Source organism: Desulforhabdus sp. TSK, assembly GCF_022836495.1.
In the GTDB taxonomy this organism is placed as follows: domain Bacteria; phylum Desulfobacterota; class Syntrophobacteria; order Syntrophobacterales; family Syntrophobacteraceae; genus Desulforhabdus.
The window spans coordinates 1-20,723 of record NZ_BQXM01000056.1 but is presented as its reverse complement, the minus strand read 5'-3'; the positions used below and the strand labels follow the sequence as shown (position 1 = coordinate 20,723).

General features: G+C 56.8%; 16 protein-coding genes and 2 pseudogenes. 3 read left to right on the top strand and 15 right to left on the bottom strand.

Annotated elements, in window-relative coordinates; genetic code table 11:
* The first annotated feature begins 639 nt into the window (after positions 1-639).
* Both MWC30_RS20875 and MWC30_RS20870 read left to right on the top strand, forming a co-directional pair.
* Complete coding sequence (locus MWC30_RS20875) at positions 640-2,025, top strand: hypothetical protein (protein ID WP_244086138.1); 1,386 nt, start codon at positions 640-642, stop codon at positions 2,023-2,025.
* Positions 2,026-2,322: 297 nt separating this feature from the next.
* Entirely contained in the window at positions 2,323-2,616 is a 294-nt protein-coding gene (locus MWC30_RS20870) for a hypothetical protein (RefSeq protein ID WP_244086137.1), read from the top strand.
* A gap of 119 nt (positions 2,617-2,735) precedes the next feature.
* Here the strand turns inward: MWC30_RS20870 and MWC30_RS23170 are convergent.
* The 5 genes and pseudogenes from MWC30_RS23170 to MWC30_RS20850 form a co-directional block, all read right to left on the bottom strand.
* Positions 2,736-2,948 (bottom strand): annotated as a pseudogene (locus tag MWC30_RS23170) (hypothetical protein); the annotation flags it as partial.
* 140 nt (positions 2,949-3,088) lie between these two features.
* Positions 3,089-3,436, bottom strand: a pseudogene (locus MWC30_RS23165) (type I restriction endonuclease subunit R); the annotation flags it as partial.
* Between the two features lie 177 nt (positions 3,437-3,613).
* Complete coding sequence (locus MWC30_RS20860) at positions 3,614-4,690, bottom strand: 4Fe-4S binding protein (RefSeq protein WP_244086135.1); 1,077 nt, start codon at positions 4,688-4,690, stop codon at positions 3,614-3,616.
* Between the two features lie 212 nt (positions 4,691-4,902).
* Positions 4,903-5,511 carry a DinB family protein gene (locus tag MWC30_RS20855; RefSeq protein ID WP_244086134.1) on the bottom strand — a complete coding sequence of 203 codons (609 nt, stop codon included), beginning with the start codon at positions 5,509-5,511 and terminating at the stop codon, positions 4,903-4,905.
* Between the two features lie 177 nt (positions 5,512-5,688).
* Complete coding sequence (locus tag MWC30_RS20850; protein WP_244086133.1) at positions 5,689-8,994, bottom strand: PAS domain S-box protein; 3,306 nt, start codon at positions 8,992-8,994, stop codon at positions 5,689-5,691.
* 426 nt (positions 8,995-9,420) lie between these two features.
* Here MWC30_RS20850 and MWC30_RS20845 point away from each other — a divergent pair, with 426 nt between their 5' ends.
* Positions 9,421-9,900, top strand: coding sequence for a hypothetical protein (locus MWC30_RS20845; RefSeq protein ID WP_244086132.1), 480 nt, complete (start codon positions 9,421-9,423; stop codon positions 9,898-9,900).
* 12 nt (positions 9,901-9,912) lie between these two features.
* Here the strand turns inward: MWC30_RS20845 and MWC30_RS20840 are convergent, their stop codons facing one another.
* From MWC30_RS20840 to MWC30_RS23160, 10 genes are all read right to left on the bottom strand, one after another.
* Entirely contained in the window at positions 9,913-12,258 is a 2,346-nt protein-coding gene (locus tag MWC30_RS20840; RefSeq protein WP_244086131.1) for a PAS domain S-box protein, read from the bottom strand.
* Positions 12,259-12,264: 6 nt separating this feature from the next.
* The gene (locus MWC30_RS20835; protein WP_244086130.1) at positions 12,265-12,774 is read right to left on the bottom strand and encodes a PAS domain S-box protein; all 510 of its coding nucleotides are present in this window, start codon (positions 12,772-12,774) and stop codon (positions 12,265-12,267) included.
* An 85-nt stretch (positions 12,775-12,859) separates the two neighbouring features.
* Complete coding sequence (corA, locus tag MWC30_RS20830; protein WP_244086129.1) at positions 12,860-13,927, bottom strand: magnesium/cobalt transporter CorA; 1,068 nt, start codon at positions 13,925-13,927, stop codon at positions 12,860-12,862.
* A 69-nt stretch (positions 13,928-13,996) separates the two neighbouring features.
* Positions 13,997-14,656 (bottom strand): TusE/DsrC/DsvC family sulfur relay protein, encoded by a 660-nt coding sequence (locus tag MWC30_RS20825; RefSeq protein WP_244086128.1) that lies wholly within the window; start codon positions 14,654-14,656, stop codon positions 13,997-13,999.
* Between the two features lie 141 nt (positions 14,657-14,797).
* On the bottom strand, positions 14,798-15,469 hold the full coding sequence (locus MWC30_RS20820) for a TrkA family potassium uptake protein (protein ID WP_244086127.1): 672 nt from the start codon (positions 15,467-15,469) through the stop codon (positions 14,798-14,800).
* Between the two features lie 13 nt (positions 15,470-15,482).
* Complete coding sequence (locus MWC30_RS20815) at positions 15,483-16,133, bottom strand: TrkA family potassium uptake protein (protein ID WP_244086126.1); 651 nt, start codon at positions 16,131-16,133, stop codon at positions 15,483-15,485.
* Complete coding sequence (locus MWC30_RS20810) at positions 16,130-18,967, bottom strand: cation-transporting P-type ATPase (protein ID WP_244086125.1); 2,838 nt, start codon at positions 18,965-18,967, stop codon at positions 16,130-16,132. Before MWC30_RS20810 ends, MWC30_RS20815 begins: the two co-directional genes overlap by 4 nt.
* A gap of 347 nt (positions 18,968-19,314) precedes the next feature.
* A complete protein-coding gene (locus MWC30_RS20805; protein ID WP_244086124.1) occupies positions 19,315-19,671 on the bottom strand; it encodes a type II toxin-antitoxin system PemK/MazF family toxin in 357 nt (118 codons plus the stop codon).
* Entirely contained in the window at positions 19,665-19,919 is a 255-nt protein-coding gene (locus tag MWC30_RS20800) for a hypothetical protein (protein ID WP_244086123.1), read from the bottom strand. The genes MWC30_RS20805 and MWC30_RS20800 overlap by 7 nt, the downstream gene beginning before the upstream one ends.
* A gap of 90 nt (positions 19,920-20,009) precedes the next feature.
* Positions 20,010-20,483 carry a transposase gene (locus tag MWC30_RS23160; RefSeq protein ID WP_368860913.1) on the bottom strand — a complete coding sequence of 158 codons (474 nt, stop codon included), beginning with the start codon at positions 20,481-20,483 and terminating at the stop codon, positions 20,010-20,012.
* Between the last annotated feature and the right edge of the window lie 240 nt (positions 20,484-20,723).

The window sequence follows — 20,723 nt, the reverse complement described above, 5'->3', positions numbered from 1 at the left end:
TACCCCCTGGATTATGGATGATAGAATCCAGGTTATCGTACTACTGTGGACACAACCTGTCCACTACTTCTGGGGCCAAATCCCGAGCACTAAAACCGGCCCTCAGAGGCCATTTTTGGACGCCCTACCCCTAACTGGTTGAACCATTTTCACGACCCTCTGAAGCCCTGGGATAATGCGGGGCTGGATCAACCTGGACTTGTGCCCGACATTTCTTCACTGGTCTGGGCACAATTCTTTGATAATCCTGAAGATTACACTCTCAACAGGTTTTGTTGGAGTGTTGCGAGAGATTCGTATTATAGGGCTCTTATCACCAGTTCCGAATCCGACTGGGCGCTCACTTTTAGGATACTCGGCCAGTTGATGCACCTTGTTGCCGATGCCGCTGTTCCGGCACACGTGCGCAATGATTTGCATCCCTTTGGCGAACCTTATGAAGCGTGGGCAGCTGCCAACGGGAGGATGGATAAGGACCTCAACTCTAAACTTGACTACAAAAAACCGTATCCCGTCGATCCCGCTATATTCAATAGAGCAGTTCATAATCCCACGGCCGATTCTATGGCGCCATCGTCCATCTCTGCTTTGTGGGATCAAGATGTTTATGTTCCAGGAGGGAGCCCTCAAGATGGTCTTGTGGGGCTCGCAGAATATACGAACGCGTATTTTTTCAGCGAAGACACCCTCAACACCAACGAATATCCTCATCCCAATCCGTCGGACACGGACATCCTGTCCATCGACTGGAAGAATCCGGAGTTGGTCGATAAACAGGATGGTAAGAAAGACTTGAAAATCTATCTTCACCATGGATCAACAAACAGGCGCCTGGCGACAATAAGTTATTTCCTGCATGATTGTCTTCCTCCCAGATCCTGCTGGGACTATTCGTTATATTTTCTGGATGACGCTGTTTATCGGGACTCTGCCTCTTTGCTCATCCCCCGCGCGGTGGGTTACTGTACGGCACTGCTGGATTATTTTTTTCGGGACACAATCGAAATCACTGCCGGCTCAGAGGGAATCTATAGTCTCTATAATCCAAATGATCTTGCAGGAGACTCCGGCGGATTTCGAACCATTACTCTCATGGCCCGCAACAGCAGTGCCTACGCAGGGGAGGTCATGAGTGACGGGAAGATTGAGCTGATCGTCAAGTACAGGGTTGCCCGGAGTGATCCCTTTGTCTCGGCTTATGTTCCTGCCAGCGAACCGCTGCCGAACATCATTGCGCCGGAGAAATACGGTGTCCGGTCAATCCCGAGCAACGGTTTTGTAGAATTGGCATTCGACCTTCCTGGAGCTCTCCCCAAAGAGGCTACAGACCTATATCTCCAGCTGGTCTACAAGGGCACCATTGGGGTGGAGAAGGACGAGGTGGCCATGGGATTCAAAGACATCAGCGAACCTACACCCTATGATATTTTCAACAACATGGATTGGGTGTGCATGAGCGGTGCATGGCTCCCTGCAGGGAGTCCAGGTGCTATGAGCCTGGCCGATGCCAATGAAAACGGAGCAGTGGATGCGGACGAGTGGGATGTTTTTCCCCACAGATTGAATAACCTCGATGTCAGGTATTCCCCCTCCAGTGCGCCTTTATCCCCTCCGCCCGCTCACTTCAGCATTGCCGGCCTTGAGCCTGGGCAGTCTTATCGGGTGTTTGTTCTTGGCGACGCTTATTTTGGGTCTGGCGTATCCTTGTCCTCCAACAGTCCCATTGCTTCCTTCGGCTGTATCGATCAGAGCTGGCACAGCGGCTTTCCCGGCTCAACAAGGGCCTATCCCAGCGTGAAGCGCCAGACGGAGTGGTACTCCACCCCGGAAGAGTGCGCGTCCTACGGTTTGAGCCCCCCCTGTGAAGTGCCGCGCTGGCCGAGGTTCTTGACCTGGAGGGGAAAAGACGGTTATTGGGCACTCAGGGTTCATTATCTGAGATTCCCTTATGACAGCGTTTGCTCCCTGGACACGCTGTCTTCAACGCCCCCTGATCCGGGGCAGAGCCCTTGTGCCGTCCAGTGATGACCCTGAAGAGGTTTCCATGGACCTGCCCCTTGGATCAACCCCGCACATTTGTGTTTTTGGATGAAGCCGTCAGTACCATACTCCTGTGCGAGAACAGACTCTCGTTTCGCACTTGAATCATAGTACGACAACGAGACATTGCTCTCCCGCGTAGGGTGGGCTTTTGCCCACCAACCAATGCTTTCGGCGCAAAATGGTGGGCAAAGCCCACCCTGCGCAAGAACTCTCGTTGTAGTAATAGGCAACCGGACCGGAATGAATCGATAGAAGTCAGCCTACACAAAGGAGCAACCCATGTGGCAGACCATCATCCTGGTTGTTTTGATGATCCTCACATTCTCTTCTCCAGTGCACTGCAAAACCTTCAACGTGCGGAGCGTCGAACATTCCGGCAATCAAGCCGTTCTGGTTGACCGCGATACTGGGGTGGAACTGCTTGCCAGTGAAGGGGACAGTTTTGAAGACTGGACCGTCCATGAAATAGGTCCGGCCCATGTCACTTTTATCCATCGCATCCATGAGCATCGCGCGGAAATCGTGACCGTGCCCGCGGAGTCCACAGTGGAGGACGCTCGTTCTGTAAGATGAGTGATTATAGGAGTTTGAGCCTGGGCGCCTTCAGGGAGCAGTACAATGCGAGGTTTTTCTGTTTTCTCTATGGGTGCTGATTCACAATGAATATGGGACGCCCTTAATTTTTTAACTTTAACCGAGTCCATCCTATCCTTTTTTGCATTGATGAACAGGAACTTCTGAAGCGTCGCGATGAGGATCTTTTTGCCTTTGCGGAGGAACCGCTGGAGGTCTCCGCTTCTCTCTGCGTGGCCGACCGTCGCCGATACCTGGGCGAAGTGTTTGATGGTATCCTCCATCTGTTTGCCCAGCACCCGGCGGTCGGTCACCACAATGACCGAAACGAATGTAGGGGCAGACCCCTGTGTCTGCCCATTACCAGGGCAAACACACCATTACCAGGGCAAACACACCATTACCAGGGCAAACACACCATTACCAGGGCAAAAAAAACATGCCAGGGCAAACACAGGGGTTTGCCCCTACGTTCGTACCCGATCAATTGGTGGGCCAGACACGTGATGGAATTGTTGTTGCCGCTTCGGGCCGCGTGCTGGATCCGGTACCGTTTGCCGCATCGCTGGCCCGGGCGTCGGCCAGCGGCTTCCGCGCCAGGTCGAGCTGCTGGTAACGCGGGAAGATCTGTTTCGGCTTCTTCCGGCCCTTGTCGCCCTTCTCTTACACGACCTGGGCATAGTTCTCGATGATGTCCGGTCAGGCCACGCTTGGTCAGACCCTGCTCCCGCAGGTACACCGTCTTCAGCCCGTCCGGGTTCGGCGGGTTGCCCGCGCCGTCGTTGAAGCCCTCGTTGCACGGCAGGAACCACGAGCCCTTGCGCTTTGAAGTCGGTGAAGCCTAAAAGAGCCACCCTGTGAAAGATGTAGTGACGAAAATTTTCCCTTCAAAAGCCTAACATTTTAATATACCTATACATTATATTTTTGTGTGGTCAACATGGCTCAAGAGAAAGTCCTTGTACCGCTTCCGAAGATTGCATGAGTGCGGCTGAGCCTAAGAACTGCTTTTGAGTGCATTTACAAGATCTTTCACTGTCTTTGGGGGGATAGGAAACCCCGGCTTGTTTTCCATTGCAATGGCGCCCTCCGGGCATCCCGTGGCACACACCCCGCACCCGAAGCATCGGTCGGTATTGACCACGGGCACATTTGCTTCACCCATCCTCAGGGCTTCCGGCGGACACCGTTCGATGCACGTCTCGCAGGCAACGCAGCGCTCGGGGTCGAATGAGGGATCGAACCCCGAATTGAAAACAAGGCCGGGCCTCGGCTGCTTCAAGATCTGACCGACCACTTCACAGTGCCAGCGATCGCAGTTGCACATGAAGTCGATCTCGTCGGTCGTGTTGCGGCTCATGTGGATGAGACCGGCTTCCTCGCAGCGGTCCAAGATGTCTTTTGCTTCTTCCTTGCTCACCTGCCTTCCCCCCAGCCGCTCGCTGAGGTTTTCTGCAATATCACCGAACCACATGCAAACTCCGACGGGCATTCCATGGAGCTCCTCGCCCCGAAGCTTTGCAGCCTGGCGGCAATAGCAGGCCCCCACGCCGATGAAATCGTATTTGTCGATGTAGGTCATGACTTGGTCGTAGGTGTGGATGGTGTTCCCGGCCTTGATCGTGCGGGCAACCGGAATAACCCGCGTAACGGGATAGGCGATCTTTTCAACGCCTCTGACCGTCGTATAGGCCTTCTTGTACGTGTTGATCAAGCGGGCGATGGTCTTTTCCCGTTCGGTTTCCCTGCCGCCGATGAACATGAACTCGAAGATACCCGGCATGAAAGGCAATCCACGGTAGAGCACGCCGCCTGGTGTCCTGGAAACCCCGCACAACCCCCTGGAGGCCATTCGTTCGAGTATCTTTGAGGCCTCCTCGGGACTTCGGCCGGTCTTGGCGGCAATCTCTTCAATGGGAGCCGGCTTTCGCGGCAGAGCATTGTTGATTTCGGCCTCTTCGGGATCAAACAGCTTTTCTACCAGCGCGAAAAACTCAGGGATGTCCAAACCCGCGTAGGGGCCTCCGCGGCTTTTCATCACTTCAAGCAACTCTCGGTATAGCGCCTGGGTCATTGTGAGCTCTCCTTAATTATTGTTTTGAGTGCCAGACACATGTTTTCGAGCACTTCCACGTCATTCCGGCACTCTGTAAGCTGGAATCCTGGCCAGCCCAAAGACTGGATTCACAGGAACATGCCGGAATGACGCAAAGCTACCAAGGCACGGCAGGGATCAACGGCCGGACCACAACCGGAAAATTTCGAAGTCAGGCAGCAATGCCTCGTTCAGCAGTCGGGCCTCTCGGTGCAGGGCTTATCGCCGGGGCCGGGCAGCTTCGCCTTCCGCCCGCCCGCCATTTCGCCTTCTATGAGGGATTCGACATCAGGATAGGGATAAATTGTAACAGCCCCGTGCTCCGCCAGGCACCCCGAATCGATTGACGGCCCGTATACGCTGTAATTCTCTCTTCCCAACAACCGGAGCAGGACACCCTGCTCTGCCCGGTGATGTGCGGTATGAGTGATCCTTCTCAACAGGATCCATGCCCTGCATCTTTTGACATCAAAAAAGGGGACCTCGGTTTCCCACCAGCTCTTACCCTTTTCCTTGAGAGCCGCAAGCCGTTTTTCACTGGCTTCGGCATACCGTTTGATGAATTCGATGCGTGTTTCGGTTTCCGGCAGGGGAGGCACTTGGACATCGATGTCCAACATATTGCAAAACCACCTGTTCTCACTCAAACACTGGTGCACCATGTGCTCGAGTCCATTCCTGTCCCTGTGGTCCAAGGGACGGGGGCGGATTTTCATATCCTCGTCTTTAAATGTGCTCCAGACGCTGAGCGTCTTCAGCCGTTCCGTCTCATAGGTTTGAACGAGAAAATCGTATTCCATTCGTATAATCCTCCTTTTCTGCCTGGTTGATGCTCCTCAATAGGGACCATGCCTCGGTCATTTGCTCCCGTCATGATACAGGAATTTTACTCCCGCTTCATCGATGAACAAGATCCTTAAGGGCTTTGAAATGGATACAAGGAGGGAATTTTTAGACAGCCTCTTGGATACCCCTGCCTACTCGTCCAGCACCTGCCGAACTTTTTCGGTCAGGCTTTTGACAGAAAAGGGCTTTTGCAGGAAATGGACGCCCTTGTCGACGACGCTATGCCTGGCTAGAATATCGCCGGTATACCCGGACATGAAGATGCATTTGAATCCGGACTTGACGGTGCTGAGCCTTTCCATGAGCTCCTTGCCGTTCATTTCCGGCATGATGACGTCGGTGATGAGTAAATCGATCCGTCCCGCATGGCGTTCGGCCAAATCCAGAGCTTTCATGGGGCTGGAAGCGGCCATCACCCGGTACCCATGATGCTCCAATATTCTCTGGGTCAACTGCAAAATGGACTGTTCGTCCTCGACCAACAGGATCGTCTCGATTCCTGTCGGATTTTTCCTTTGCTCCTGAGAAGGCTGCTCTCCGGCGACCGGTGTACTGACTCGCGGCAGGTAAACCCGGAAGGTTGTCCCTCTTCCCGGTTCACTCTGTACATCGATGAACCCGTTGTTCTGCTTCACAATGCCGTACACTGTCGCCAGGCCCAATCCTGTTCCCCTGCCGGCCTCCTTCGTGGTGAAGAAGGGCTCGAAAAGCTTGTCCAAAACCTCGCTTTCCATGCCGCAGCCGTCATCACTCACGGCGAGCACCACATACTCGCCGGGGGAAGCCCCGGGATGCGCGCGGCAGTAAGCCTCATCAAAGGACACGTTGTGGGTCTCGATGGTGACCTCTCCCACGCCGGAAATGGCGTCGCGGGCGTTGACACACAAATTTGCGAGAATCTGGTCGATCTGTGTCGGGTCTACCTTCACCGGCCAATCATCCAGACATGGCTTCCACAGCAGCTCGATATCCTCGCCGATCAGCCGTCGAACCATTTTGAGCATACTCTCCACGGTCTCATTGATGTGGAGCACCCTGGGGCTGACGGTTTGCTTACGGGCAAACGCCAGGAGCTGGCGGACCAGGTTTGCCGAGCGATGGGAGGCTTTGAGAATCTGCTGGAGATCAGAATAGGCCGGCTGAGAGGAATCGGCTTCGTTCATGGCCAGTTCCGCATGCCCAATGATCACTCCCAGCATGTTGTTGAAGTCATGGGCTACGCCGCCTGCCAGCCGTCCCACGGACTCCATTTTCTGCGCCTGGTTCAACTGAGCCTGGAGCGATTCCCGTTCCTCCTCCGCCCTCTTGCGCTCGGTGATGTCGGTCGTGAACCCTTCTATGACGAACGATCCGTCCTCACTGTGCGATTCCATGCGTGCATTCATATTCAACCAGATGCGTCGCTCATCGGCGGTTCGGGCTTCGTATTCGAAGTTTTCCACGTGGCCGTCTTCTCGCAGCAAACGTATAAACGCATCGCGCCGGTCAGTGTGAACATAGAGTTGATCACTCAAATTTTGATAATGCTCCAGGGCTTCCTGCGGCGAATTCAGTCCCAGAATGCTGGCCATGGCTGAATTGACCGACAGCACCTTCCCCCGCGAGTTTGTGCGGAAGATCCCCACCGGCGCGTTCTCGAACAGATGCCTGTAGTTCTCTTCACTTGAGCGCAGCGCCTCTTCAGACTGCTTCCGCTCCGTAATGTCCTGCACCATGCCTACGGACCGGACAATCTTGCCCGTGGTGTCCCTCACGTGTTCGCACTTTTCGTGAACATAGCGTACTTCTCCGGTCCTTTTTCGGACAATGCGATGTTCGATTTCGTAGGAGCCTTGTCCCCGGCGGATGGAGGTGGAATAGGCTGCATCCACGGCCTGGCGGTCATCGGGGTGCGCGGAATCGAGAAAGTGGTCGTATGTCGCATCCACTTCCTGCGGCTCAAATCCGAAAATACGGTAGACCTCGTCGGACCAGGTCAACCGCCCGGTGCCCACATTCAGGCTCCAGCTGCCAAGGTGGGCTATTCTCTGGGATTCGGCCAGGAGGGCTTCGCTCTCCCGGAGCAATTGCCGGGCGTGCTTGCGGTCGGTGATGTCGTTGCCTATGCAGAGTACCTCCGCAATCCTGCCGTTTTCGTCCAGAATGGGTTTATTGGTCCATGCGATCCAGACGCGCTCGCCGTTGCGGCGCATGTTTTCATTTTCATTGTTGGCGTAGGCTTCCGGATTTTGAACGACCCGTTCGAGCAAAACGGCCAGGTCCCTCCCGCTGCTCTCGGTGGGGGGCACAATCGTACCGACTATATGCCGCCCGACGATCTCGTCTTCGAGGAACCCGAAGAACTTTTCGGCAAACCGGTTGAAGAAGGTCACCCGGCCCTCCGCATCCATTCTGAGGATGATGCTGTTGGCATTTTCCACCAGCTCGCGGTACTTCTCCTCACTGGCCTTCAAGGCCATTTCTGCCTGCCTGCGCTTCTCCTCCTCTTTCAAGATCTTGAAAGCACGCAGCAGGTAGGAGTTCCACAGGACCGCGATGCAGATGATCAGCCCGGTGATCAGTAGCCACCGGTTTTTGAACCCCTGGATGATCTCGAGCACTTTCTCTTCGGGTGTGGCCACAGCAATGGACCAGAATGTATCCCCGATGTGAACCGGGACGAAAACCGCCTGCTTCTGTACGGGCACGGCCTTTTCATCCCTTACCCGGTCATAGAAATAGCTGGTCGCTCCCTGCTGTCCATTGAGCATTTCTCGAGCCATGGCAAGGATGGTGGGAAAGTCTTTGCAGTTTTCGAAGATCGACTTGCCCGCATGACCTGGAACCGGGCAGTACAGTTCAATTCCCTTACCGCTGATCATCCAGGCATAACCCTCCCGGCCGATTTGGACTGGCTGAAGGTATTTCCGGGACAGCTGATCGAAGGGGATCAAGATGCCGAGAGAGCCTCGGAAGATGTCCCCCTCGAACACCGGAACATGGTAGGCAATTGTTTGAAAGCCCTGTACGGATTCGAAAACATCGCTGAGTACCGGCTCGTGAGTTTGCAGGATCTTTTGAACATGCTCCTGGGAGGACAAATCCGTTCCAATGGCTCCTGGAGCCTCCGGGAAGGTGTGGATGATCTTCCCGACTGCGTCGAGGCGGCTGAGGCCTTTGATCTCACTCGAATGGGTAAGATAAAGATTTCGCATCAGCTCCTTGCCGCCCTCGTCCAAGGATGCGACCCCTTTCATTTTCGAGAGTTGGCTCAGGACCTCGGTGTAATGTTCGAAAAAGCTCTCGATGCCCTTGGCGGCGGTTTCGGCTATGATGAATTGCTTGTTATTGAGCTGTTCGATGGTCCTGTTCTTGACTTCCATGTATGCTGAATGCAAAAGCCACCCGCAGATGGTGATGAAGAGCAGTGGGAGGATAAAGGTTTTTACAAATTTCATCGGTTTCTTTCCGTCATAGGCCATAGGACATCGCCGCGAAAGTTATCACTCAATACAACTGCAAAGAAGTAAGATGTGCATTTTCATCGCGTCATGCCGGCGAAAGCCGGCATCCAGTCATTTCTCTGGATTCCGGGTCGAGCCCGGAATGACGCTGTGCGTATCGCCACTCTATTGAGCGGGGTTTTGCTCGGCATTGAACGTCAGCTGCCGTCCACTCGTTCGCTCGGTATTGGGCTGTTGCTTTTCCCTTGCTTTTGCGATAGTTTTTTGCACGTTTTACCGTGCCTTCTTTTCGATTTGTTCGCCAAACCACTATGTCGGAAAAGAGGGCGTTTTTGCTATAGTTTTGTTTCGCAGCTTTCAGAGTTAAATCGATTTACTGACTGAATTTATAAATATATCGAAGTGCTTGAAGGAGCTCGGATGACACAGCCGAAGGAAAATTCAGGCCATGGGGCCGTGATGAAGTCGACGGATGAGGAAAAGCGCACGGAAAAGGCCAACGAAGTCTACTGCAAAGCCTGTGAAGAGAGCGGCCTGAAGGTGGCGTCGTGGGAGAATTTTGCTGCATGGCAGGAGTATGTGGACGGCAAGATCGACGATACCCAGCTGGTGGAGAGAGTCCGGCAGGAAATGGAGCAGTTTGCCGGCCGGTTCGGAAAATATCTTGTCGTGGCCAATGAAGACCCCGTTCCCGTCAAGAAGGAGCAGGAGAAGCGGGAGCGTGCCCGGCAGGCCAACAAGACGTACAAAAAGGTTTGCGAAGAAGCCGGCATCGATGTCTGTTTTTTTAGCAATTTCAGCACGTGGAGTGAATATGTTCAGGGCGGCATGAGTGATGCGGATTTTTACGACAAGGCCAAAGTGGAAGTCCTGAAGTTGAGCACTGAATCCAAGGGGTAGGACGCTCCATTATCAACTATTATTTCCTGCCGTTGCCCTGCCGTTCAGCGCTTCCTGCATTGCATGACGAAGGTCGTCGAGAAGGTAGGGCTTTTGCAACGCTCTCGCCAACCCTTTGCCCGCGAAGCGGGAGCCGATTTCCTGTTCGCTGTATCCGCTGCACATGATGACGCGGACGTCAGGGTTCATGCGGCGGAGCTCGCGGAAGGTCTCCTCCCCGTCCATGTGGGGCATGGTGAGGTCCAGCAGCACACACACGATCTCTTCTCGATGCCGCTCGTAAAGCTCCAGCGCCTGCCGTCCATGCTCAGCCGTCACGACTGAAAAACCCAGCCTCTCGAGCATCTCGCGCCCCACCGCGAGGACTGTCTCCTCGTCATCCACCAGGAGGACGGTGCCCGCCCCCCGCCATGGCTTCTCACGCTCCTCCTCCGGGCATACAGCGCCATCGGGGCCTGATGGGGCGGCGGGAAAGAGGAGTCGAAATGTCGTTCCCCTGCCGGGCTCACTGTAGACCTTCATCGCACCACGGTGCCCCCGCATAATTCCCAGCACGGCGGCCATACCCAGTCCCCGCCCCGTGAACTTGGTGGTAAAAAACGGCTCGAAGATGCGCGCCTGGGTCTCCCGGTCCATGCCGCAGCCGGTATCACTCACTTCCAGGCTCACATAAATGCCTTCGGGCAGCTCCTCGTTCAGGTAGGTTCCGCCCAGGTAAGCGCGGTCGCAATGGCGTGCACCCGTGGAGATGGTGACGACACCGCTCTTGCCGTCAATGGCTTCGGAGGCATTGAGGACCAGGTTCATGAGAACCTGCCGCACTTGACTGGGATCGCCCTCGATGGGAGGCAGATTGCGCTCGAGATTCAAATTGAGCAGCACCTTCTTGGATATGGTGGTTTTCAGCAGGTGGATCATTTCGTTGATCACATGATCCAGGTAGAGCTTTTCGATGACGAACATTCCCTTGCCGGAGTAGGCCAGCATCTGTCGGCAGAGATCGGCCGCGCGGCGGGAGGCGTTGATGATCTCTCCGATCTTCGGGTGGGCGGGGGATGCAGGGGAGAGGTCGCCCAGCGCCAGGTCGGCGTAGCCCAGGATGGCCATGAGGAGATTATTGAAATCATGGGCGATGCCCCCTGCAAGCACCCCGAGGCTTTCCAGCTTCTGAGTGTGGAGGAGCTTCCTTTCCATTTGCAGCCGCTCCTCTTCCGCCAGCTTGCGATCGGTGATGTCCTGGCATCCGCCATACAGGCGGTGAGCCATGAATCTGCCTGCATCGGCCACCGATACGGTGTACGCCGTGAGCCACCGAACGATGCCGTCCTTCCGGCGAATGCGCAGCTCACAGACGCTCGAGTCGCCGGGGGGCAGGCCGATGATCTTTTCCTCAAAGAGGGGCAGGTCTTCCTCGATGACCATGTGCTTCCAGCTTCCCCAGGATTTCACCTCCTCGATGCTGTAGCCCGAAATGCGCTCCACGGCTCCTGCCATCCAGTCCAGCGTGTAGGTTCCTCCCGCCGGTTTCACGCACGAATAGGCAAAGTCGGAAATCGTCTGGGAGATGTACTTGAAACGCTCTTCACTCTCGCGCAGCGCCTCCTCGCGCTCCTTGCGCGCAGTGATGTCACGGACCGCGATGATGCGCACTTCCTGGCCCCGAAAAAACGCCGATCGAACCCGCCCTTCCACGAGGAAGGTGGAGCCGTCTTTTCTCAGGACCGCCAGTTCGAAGGGCTCCATGTTCCCCGACTTCAGGCGCTGCCGGGTCAGCTCCCGAGCTTCGGGGGCGACGAGATGGATGATCTGCCGACCGATGAGCTCGGAGGGAGCGTAGCCCATCATTGCGGCCAGCTGGTCGCTGACGTCCATGAGCCGGCCTCCCAGGCTGATGGCAATGCCCTCGAAAGTGGCTTCAGCCAGCCGGCGAAACCTCGCTTCACTCTCCTGCAGGGCGAGCGCGATCTGCTTCTGTTTGTCGCGAACCCGCAGCGCCGACAGGCCATACGCCAAGTCGTCGGCCAGATCGCTCAAGAGCTGAATTTCCTCGTCGCTGAAGGCGTCAGGAGCTGTCGCGTAGATGTTCAACGTGCCCAGCACCTGGGCATTCCGCCGGAGGGGAAGGGCGATGGAGGAGGCATAGCCCCGCTTGAGTGCTTCGTCACGCCACGGAGCAAAATGAGGGTCGGTCGTGAGATCCCGCGCCACCACCGGTTGCCCCGTGCGAATGGCTGTGCCCGCCGGCCCCCGGCCGCTCTTTTCGTCGGCCCAGGTGATCCGAATGGATTCCAGGTATCCGGCCTCATAGCCGGCTTGCCCGACCGGGCGGACGGTCCTGGCTTCGTCCAGCGCCGCCAAACCCACTCAGGCCAGCCGGTAGCCGCCCACCTCGACGATCAGCCTGCAAATTTCGTCAAACAAATGGGCTTCGGCATCTGCCTGGATGAGAGCCCGGTTGCATGCACTCCGGAGCTGCAGGGCACGATTGATGGTCTCGAGCCGTGCTTCGGTCTGTTTGCGGTCGGTGATGTCCACGCCGACGGATTGAAAGCCCGTGAGCCTGCCTTCGGCGTCGAAGAATGCGAGGTCGTGCCAAATATGCCAGCGAGGCACCTTGTCCGCTCCAACGGCCCTGTGCTCATAGCGGCGCTCCGGTGCCGCCGGGGTGAACGCCCCCAGCTGCTCCCAAACCTTCTGCTGATCCGGCGGGGAGAGGAGCTCGATAAACCGCCGTCCCACCAATTCTTCCGGGGGGTGACCAAAAAAACGGGCATACGCCGTGTTGACGAAGGTGAGCGTCGTGTCCGGCAGAAACCGGCAGATGAGGTCGGGCTGGTTTTCAACCAGCTGGCGGTAGAACACCTCCGTGTGCATGGCACTGTCCTTCATCTTTTTCGAGTTTTGGCAACACAACCGGAGCTGCCGTTGGGGCATCCGGAAAGAATCGAAGCAGTGAAATTTACACCCATTTTTTTCTGTGGAAATAGATCCCCATGGCAGCCCCTATGACGAGCATGAGGAGGAGGGCGGCCGGATAGCCCCATCGCCAGTCAAGCTCCGGCATGTATTTGAAATTCATCCCGTAGACGCCCGCGATAAAGGTCAGGGGCATGAAGATGGTGGCGATGACCGTCAGGACCTTCATGATTTCATTCATCCTGTTGCTGATGCTCGAAAGGTAGATGTCCATCATTCCCGAAAGCATTTCACGGAAGGTTTCGACGGTATCGATGACCTGGATGGTATGGTCATAGACGTCCCGGAGATAAACAAGGGTGGATGCGGCAAAGAGAGGGGATTCTCCTCGCAGCAGGCCGTTGATGACTTCGCGCAACGGCCAGATGGCCCTTCGCAGGAAGATCATTTCCCTTTTCAAGCTGTGGAGCTTCTGCAGGGTGCCTTTGTCGGGACTCCCCACCAGCTCCTCCTGGAGGGAATCGATTTGCTCCCCGATTTGCTCCAGGCAGAGAAAATATTGGTCCACAACGGAATCGATCAGCCCATAGGCGAGGTAGTCGGCTCCCTGTTTTCGGAGTCGGCCTTTTCCGCATCGCAGCCGCTCCCGAATGGGGTCGAAGACATCCCCCTGCTGCTCTTGAAACGAGAGCAGCAGGCCGGGCTTCAAAATGAGGCTCAACTGCTCCGCCTTCACCCCTTTTCCGTCCCCGGACCAGCTGATCATCTTCAAAACCATGAAAAGATAGTCGTCGTAATCCTCCATTTTGGGGCGCTGGTCCGTGTTGACGATGTCTTCCAGGGTGAGGGGGTGAACGCTGAACTGCCCGCCGATGGAGGTCATCAGCTGCACGTCATGGATCCCATCGACATTGATCCAGGTGACGCTCTCCGCCTCCGGGGCGGGCATTCCTTCCTCGATGTCTTGGAGCTCCTTTTCCAGGAATCGGCCATTATCATAGCGTACCAGGGTGATACGGGCGTGCTCCGTCTTTTTCTCGCCAATGTGGACCATTGTCCCCGGCGAAAGCCCGGCCTTCCGGGATCTTCTTCTGCTGCTGTTCTGAATCATGGTCTCGTTACCGGCAGATTGTCCGGATTCTTCGCATCCTGCCAACCGGGACGTGTCGTGCCGCCTCTCTCACCTGATGTGCAAGCCCGCAATTTTCACCGCACCCCGGTGGTAGCCCATGGGAAACAGACGCTCCAGTTCTTCGATGCCGATGTCATTGGCTTCGCAGGTTTCGTAGACGGTGGGAACCGTGCCGTTTTTTTCGAAAGAGGCTCTCAGAAAGTTGAGAATTTTCCACTGGGCTCCCGTAAGGGGCTCCGAAATTCCCAGTTCCTGGGCTTTGAAGATGGCATAAAATTCATCCCAATCCGATGGATCGACAAGGAACCCCGTGATGTCCACTCGATAGGTTCTCCCGCTGAGGAGCGTGGAAACCGTCGTCCGTTTTTCCGGGGGAAGCCAGGCTTCATGGACGATTCCTTCCCTGCAGGTGAGCCCCGCCAGCTTGCATGCTCCCCTGCGGTAACCGGTGGGGAAGAGGCGCTTCAAATCTTCCAGGCGAAGGCTATGCATCCTGCAAATTTCATAAACCGTGGGACACCTTCCTGTTTCACCGGTGATTTTTCGAATGGACAGAATCACATCCCAGTGGGTGGCTGTCAGATTACCGGATATGCCCACCAGGGGAGCCATGCCTTCGGGAAAATGCTCATTCCATTCTCTGGGGTCTTTCAGGAAGCCTTCGTCGTCCACTGAGTAGTGGTTGCCCATGAATTCCAGTGTATCCATTACATTCTCCTCTTGAACCAAACGCCTTTTGGCCGGCAGATATTGTCGTCAAACTAACACACAAAGGCACATGGATGAATTCACAAAATGGCTGTCCTCGAATTATTGTTTCCGTCTCAGCCGCCCTCCAGGCCGGCATGCTCAATCGCTTCGCTTCCCCAGGAGGGACGCCAGCTCCGAGGCCTGGGACGCATGCACCACGGCCAGGACTTCGTCGTTCGGTTGAAGGACGGTGTCTCCATGCGGGATGATGAGCTGCCCTTCCCGGATGACCGCAGCCAGGATGCATTTGCCTGGAAACTGGAGCTCCTGCACTTTGCTGCCGGCAGCGGGGGCTTCGGGGTGTACCCGCTCTTCCACGAGGGAATAGCGACCCTTGTGGAGCTTCAAAAGGGTCATCATATTGCCCAGGGACATCTCCTCGGCAATGAGGTGCGCCATGAAATCCGCCTGGCTCACCGCGACATCCACGCCCATGGACGGCGTGAACATCCACGCGTTCCCGGGGTCCTTCACTCGGGCGATGGTGCGGGGGACTCCAAATTCGAACCGGGCCAGGCTCGTCGCGACGAGATTCGTTTCGTCGCTCCCCGTCATGGCCGCCATAACCTGGGCGTCACGAATCCCCGCCCGTTCCAAGACGGCCGGGTCCGTGCCGCTGCCGGAGATGATGCTCTCCGGCGGGAGATCCTCATGGAGGCTCCGGGCTTCCTTCGCCCTCACCTCGATGACCGTCACCCGGTGCCGCTCCGCCAGCAGCAGAGACGCCAGGTGGGCTCCCACCTTGCCTCCACCCACGATAATGACTTGCATCGTCTTGTCCTCTTCACGCCAGAGCCAGGATCCCTTTCAGCCGCTCCGAGGATGCAGCTAAAAGCGCGATATGCAGAACATCGTCTTTCTGAAATGCCGTTTCCGAGGTCGGGAGGAAGGTTTTGCCTCTGCGGCTGACTGCAACAACCTGCACTTCGCCTGAAACGGTGATTTCTCTTACCTTGCGTCCCACGAGCAGGGCAGGCGCCTCGACGTCCACCATCTCCACTTCGCCGTTGCCGAGGCTGAGAACGGTGTCCAGCTGGGAATAGGACAGGAGATCCGCCAGTCGATGCACGGCCCAGGAATCAGGGGCCACGATCTGCACGCCGAGCTTCCGATAGATTTCTGCTTTGCGGGGATCGTAGAGGCGGGCCACCACCCGGGGAACATGGAAGAAAAGCTTGGCTACCCGGGCTATCACCACGTTGGCTTCATCGCTGTTGGTGACGGCGGCCAATCCATCCGCGCGCTCGATGCCTGCTTGAAGCAGCACTTTCCGATTCAAACCCGTCCCCACGAGGGTTCGGCCTTTGAACGATGCCTCCAGGCGCTCGATGGCTCCGGCGTCCTTGTCCACCACGGTGATGACATGACCGTATGAACCGAGCACCTGGGCGAGCCCCGCTCCCATGCGGCCACAGCCGATGATGATGCATCTCATGCGTTGCCTCCGTTGAACTTCCTGCGCCTTCTCCACCGCAGCAGCGCCTTTCTGCCTTCGTCGGCAAGGAAGAGGAGCGGGGCCCAGGCGAAGAGGAACAGCCAGTTTTGAGGGGAAAAGTCCCTCGTTCCGATGATGCTTTGCAGGAACGGAAGGTAGACGACGGCCAGTATGATCAGGAGCTCGCTCAGAATACCCACCCACAGGAGCCGGTTGCTGAAAAAGCCCACCTGAAAGACCGAGCTGCGTTCTGTGCGCTGGGCAAACAGGTTGCCGATCTGGGTCGTCACGACGCAGGCGAGTGCCATGGCGGTGGCGGATTCATAAAGAGGTCCCGTGGCCGGAAGGTTCAGCCATTGGCCCCAGTAGCCGTGGGTCCAGTACTGAAAATAGAAAGCCGCCATGACCGCCAGACTTTGGAGAGGGCCCAGGAAGAGGTAGGCCCGCAGCAGGAGTGCGGGAGTGATGACGTGTTCCCTGATGCTTCGCGGCGGGCTGTCCATGATGCCGGGCTCGGGCGGCTCCGCCCCCAGCCCCAGGGCCGGGACCAGGTCCGTACCCAGGTCGATGGTCAGGATGTGCATGACGTTGAGGGCGAGGGGGATGGAGCTGCGGCTCAGGGCGAAAAGGATGAAAGGGGCGGCCTCCGGAGTGTTACTGGTGAATATATATGTGCTGAATTTCTTGATGTTGCTGTAGACGGTGCGTCCCTCTTCGATGGCGTTGACGATGGAGGCGAAGTTGTCGTCCAGGAGGATCATATCCGACGCCTCCCGTGCCACGTCGGTTCCCGAAAGGCCCATGGCCACACCGATGTCCGCCTTCTTGAGGGCCGGAGCGTCGTTTACGCCGTCGCCGGTGACGGCTACCACGTGCTCCATCCGCTGCAGGGCTGCCACGACGCGCAGCTTGTGGTCGGGAGCGGCCCGGGCAAACAGCACTTCCTGCTGGAGGGTCTGTTGCAGGGCTGCGTCGTCCATGGCGTCGAGGTCCGCTCCACTCACCACCAGGGGGCGCGCCTCCCGGAGGATGCCGATGCGGCGGGCGATGCTTTCCGCCGTGAGCCCGTAATCTCCCGTGATCATGATAATGCGGATGCCGGCCTGGTGGCATTTGGCCACGGCCTGGGAAACCTCCGGCCTGGGGGGATCCATCATGGCGATGAGCCCCAGGAAGGTGAGATCTCGCTCGACGGCTTCGGGAGTGAGGGTCGACAGACCGCCGGGGGGCCGGGTGAGCTCGGGCGGGAGAACCCGCTGCCCAACGGCCAGGACGCGCAGCCCATTGCGTGCGTAAGTGTCGTTGGCATTCATGATCTGCTCCCGCAGGGCCTCATCCAGTTCCTCATCCGTCCCGTCCGTGAGCACGCGGGTACAGAGTCCAAGGATTTCCCTGGGAGCGCCCTTGGCGTAGACGGCGCCGGGCATGGAGGGCGCGCCGTGGAGGGTGCTCATCCTTTTGCGCCGGGATTCAAAGGGGAGCTCGTGCAGGCGCGGGGTGCGGCGCTCCTCGGCATCCAGGTCCACGCCCGCCTTGAGTGCCAGCGCCCGGAGAGCCCCTTCGGTGGGGTCCCCCAGGATCGTCCAGTGCGGGGTCTCCCCTTCAGGGGGGAGCAGGCGGGCGTTGTTGCAAAGCCCTGCCGCAACGAGGAGGCGATGCAGGGTTGGATGGTCGGCGACCCGGAGGGATCGGCCGGTTTCCAGGATCTCTCCCTCCGGGACGTAGCCCGTTCCTGTGACGCTCAGGGATCTTCCGTTCAGCCAGAGGTTGCGTACGGTCATTTCATTCTGAGTCAGCGTCCCGGTCTTGTCCGTGCAGATGACCGAAGCGGAACCGAGTGTTTCCACCGAGGAGAGGCGCTTGATGAGGGCGTTTCGCCTGGCCATGCGCTGGACCCCCATGGCCAGCGAAAGGGTCACGGTGGGAAGCAGCCCCTCGGGCACGAACGCGACAATCATGCCCATGCCGAAAATGAAACTCTCCGTCAGGTCTACCCCGGCCAAGACCACGGCCAGCAGGAAGAAAACCCCTCCCATGGATACGGCGATGGCCGTAACCATCTTTGTGACGCGCTGCATCTCCCTCTGGAGAGGGCTGGGGGCATCGGCGAGGCTCTGGGTGAAGCCTGCGATCTTGCCGAATTCGGTCTCCATGCCGGTGGCGAAAACGACCGCCTTGCCCGTACCCGAGACGACATTGGTGCCCGTGAAGGCGATGTTGGGAATTTCAATGCGGGTGAGACTTCGGTTGCGTGTGGCTTCGCAGGTCTTGCGCACCTGCACGGATTCTCCCGTGAGGGTGGACTGATCCAGCCGCAGCTCGGCCTCTTCCACCAGGCGGGCGTCAGCCGAGATGCGGTCTCCTTCCGAAAGAATGAGCACGTCGCCCGGCACCAGCTCCTGGGCCGGAACCCGCTGCCCTTTGCCGTCGCGCAATACCTGGGCATAGACGGGGAGCAGCCGGCGCATGGCTTCCGTAGCTTTTTCCGCCTTATATTCCTGCCAGAAGCTGAAGGCGCCGTTGATGAGATTCACCGCCCAGATGGAGACGGCCAGTTGGGGCATTCGCGCCATCAGGGCGACGGCACCCGCAATCCACAGCAGAATGGCCATGAGGTGGATGAAATTGGCGAGAAATTTGACCCAGAGCGGCTCCCCTCTGACTTCGCGCAGGAGGTTTGGTCCGAAGCGCTCCAGGCGCTCCCGGGCTTCCTCGGCGGTCAACCCCTCCGGTCGCGTCTCCAGTGCCGCAAATACCTCCCGGGTCGGAAGCATTTCTATGGAGCTTTCCGGGTCAGGGCCTCCGGGAGGATGGTCGTTCACCGAGCTGTTCATGGGCCGGCACCTCGAGAGCCATTGAGTCGATGTACTTGCCGGGCGGAGTATGCGCTCCGGAGAAAGGATTCTACTGCAGAACGTCCATAAACGCGAGCAACCACGCAGAACCAACTTCCCTACTGCAGGCAAGCCGCGTGTCTGGCTGCCTGTCCGGTTGAGGGCTTGGGTTAGCCCCCAATACTGTTGATTTAACCAACGTTCGTCATTCCGGCGAAAGCCGGAATCCAGGAAAATAAGGATCTTCTGGACCCCGGTTTTCACCAGGGTGAAGTTCAGTGAACAGTATTGGAGTTAGCCCCTGCCTGCTTGTAAGGCTTTCGGATGTGGGATGATTCTATATGCCGCTATCGGATCTCACGGGGCTCTAAAATCAACTTGATTCCATCGAGGATCTGCCGAACGCGTCTTTTTGAGAGTGTTCCGATGAGATCACCGAAGTAGCTTTTATCTAATGTAAAAAGCTGTGAGACAATTGCAACGCTCTGCTTTGGAAGATTGGCTTCTCCTGGTTCAAGAAGAACATTTCCCGGTGCAGCAGCTCGCTTGAGATTGGATGAGAGTGCACAGACAACTACCGTGTTGATGCGACTTTGATTGAAGACATTGTTTTGAACAACTACATGCGGATGGGTGCAACCGGGAGCTGAACCCGAGGGTTCATCCAATTCGACCCAGAAGATGTCTCCCTGCTGGATCACCATTGCCCTTCCACCACCCTGCGCTGCTTGCGGCGCATCTTTCCGACTCTCTCCTGCTCATCTGCATCGGGTAGATCCTCGTAGGCTTCATTGATGCGCCGGAGGAGCTCCTCGTTCTGGTGGTGACGAATAAAGTCCTGCAATGCCAGTGCAAAAAGACTGCTCCGCGATACCTTCATTTCACGGGCAATGCTTTCTGCCTGCTCAAACAATGACTTGTCGATGGAGACTGCCGTTTTGACATTTGCCATGTTGTTATACCTCTTTGATTGCCTTTAGTATAACGAGATATGAGTCTGTCTGTCAATGTAAAGCGGCCAGCCTAGGGGATGCCCATGAAATTATGCGTTTCCATCGTCAAGAAAGGAAAGGCCGAATTCTCTGACAACACTGTAAGGATACCGACCGAGCTCACGCAGGTCGGAGACAATTCTTGCTCGGAGAGGACCCAAGTGAATGGTGCGGACAAGTTCGAGGAGATATGGATCTTGCCGGCACAGGATGGATTTGTAGCGGTTTTGAAACAGATGCTCACAGCGGTGATGCCGACGGTTGAAGTGGACCGCATACCCTGTCAGCAAGCGCCGCATGACCCCAGAAATCGGCACGGATCCTGTTCGAACAAGCAAATGGAAGTGGTTGGGAATGAGTGCCCAGGCAAAACAGCTTGTGGAGGTTTCCGACAAAACTGTAGCAAGCCGTTCGACAAAATGATCCCGGTCGGCATCATCAAGGAAGATCTGCCCCCGCTCGATCCCACGGCATATGATGTGCTGCAATGCTCCCGCTACATCAATGCCAGCTTGTCGTGTCATGGAAAAGACCGTATCAGAAACGAAAAAAGATAGAAACGCATCATTTCATGGGCGTTCCCTTTACGCTACAGCCCGCTTTTCATCGTTTTGGATGATAATCCTGGGGCTTGGGTTAGGGCGTCCAAAAATGGCCTCTGAGGGCCGGTTTTAGTGCTCGGGATTTGGCCCCAGAAGTAGTGGACAGGTTGTGTCCACAGTAGTACGATAACCTGGATTCTATCATCCATAATCCAGGGGGTA

Bases quoted from the DNA above. Each gene is read 5' to 3' on its own strand.
- MWC30_RS20860 (WP_244086135.1), bottom strand. From the start codon at position 4,690: ATGACCCAGGCGCTATACCGAGAGTTGCTTGAAGTGATGAAAAGCCGC.
- MWC30_RS20850 (WP_244086133.1), bottom strand. From the start codon at position 8,994: ATGAAATTTGTAAAAACCTTTATCCTCCCACTGCTCTTCATCACCATC.
- MWC30_RS23160 (WP_368860913.1), bottom strand. From the start codon at position 20,483: ATGACACGACAAGCTGGCATTGATGTAGCGGGAGCATTGCAGCACATC.
- MWC30_RS20810 (WP_244086125.1), bottom strand. From the start codon at position 18,967: ATGAACAGCTCGGTGAACGACCATCCTCCCGGAGGCCCTGACCCGGAA.
- MWC30_RS20820 (WP_244086127.1), bottom strand. From the start codon at position 15,469: ATGCAAGTCATTATCGTGGGTGGAGGCAAGGTGGGAGCCCACCTGGCG.
- MWC30_RS20835 (WP_244086130.1), bottom strand. From the start codon at position 12,774: ATGCACACGGAGGTGTTCTACCGCCAGCTGGTTGAAAACCAGCCCGAC.
- MWC30_RS20815 (WP_244086126.1), bottom strand. From the start codon at position 16,133: ATGAGATGCATCATCATCGGCTGTGGCCGCATGGGAGCGGGGCTCGCC.
- corA (WP_244086129.1), bottom strand. From the start codon at position 13,927: ATGATTCAGAACAGCAGCAGAAGAAGATCCCGGAAGGCCGGGCTTTCG.
- MWC30_RS20825 (WP_244086128.1), bottom strand. From the start codon at position 14,656: ATGGATACACTGGAATTCATGGGCAACCACTACTCAGTGGACGACGAA.
- MWC30_RS20870 (WP_244086137.1), top strand. From the start codon at position 2,323: ATGTGGCAGACCATCATCCTGGTTGTTTTGATGATCCTCACATTCTCT.
- MWC30_RS20855 (WP_244086134.1), bottom strand. From the start codon at position 5,511: ATGGAATACGATTTTCTCGTTCAAACCTATGAGACGGAACGGCTGAAG.
- MWC30_RS20805 (WP_244086124.1), bottom strand. From the start codon at position 19,671: ATGGTGATCCAGCAGGGAGACATCTTCTGGGTCGAATTGGATGAACCC.
- MWC30_RS20800 (WP_244086123.1), bottom strand. From the start codon at position 19,919: ATGGCAAATGTCAAAACGGCAGTCTCCATCGACAAGTCATTGTTTGAG.
- MWC30_RS20845 (WP_244086132.1), top strand. From the start codon at position 9,421: ATGACACAGCCGAAGGAAAATTCAGGCCATGGGGCCGTGATGAAGTCG.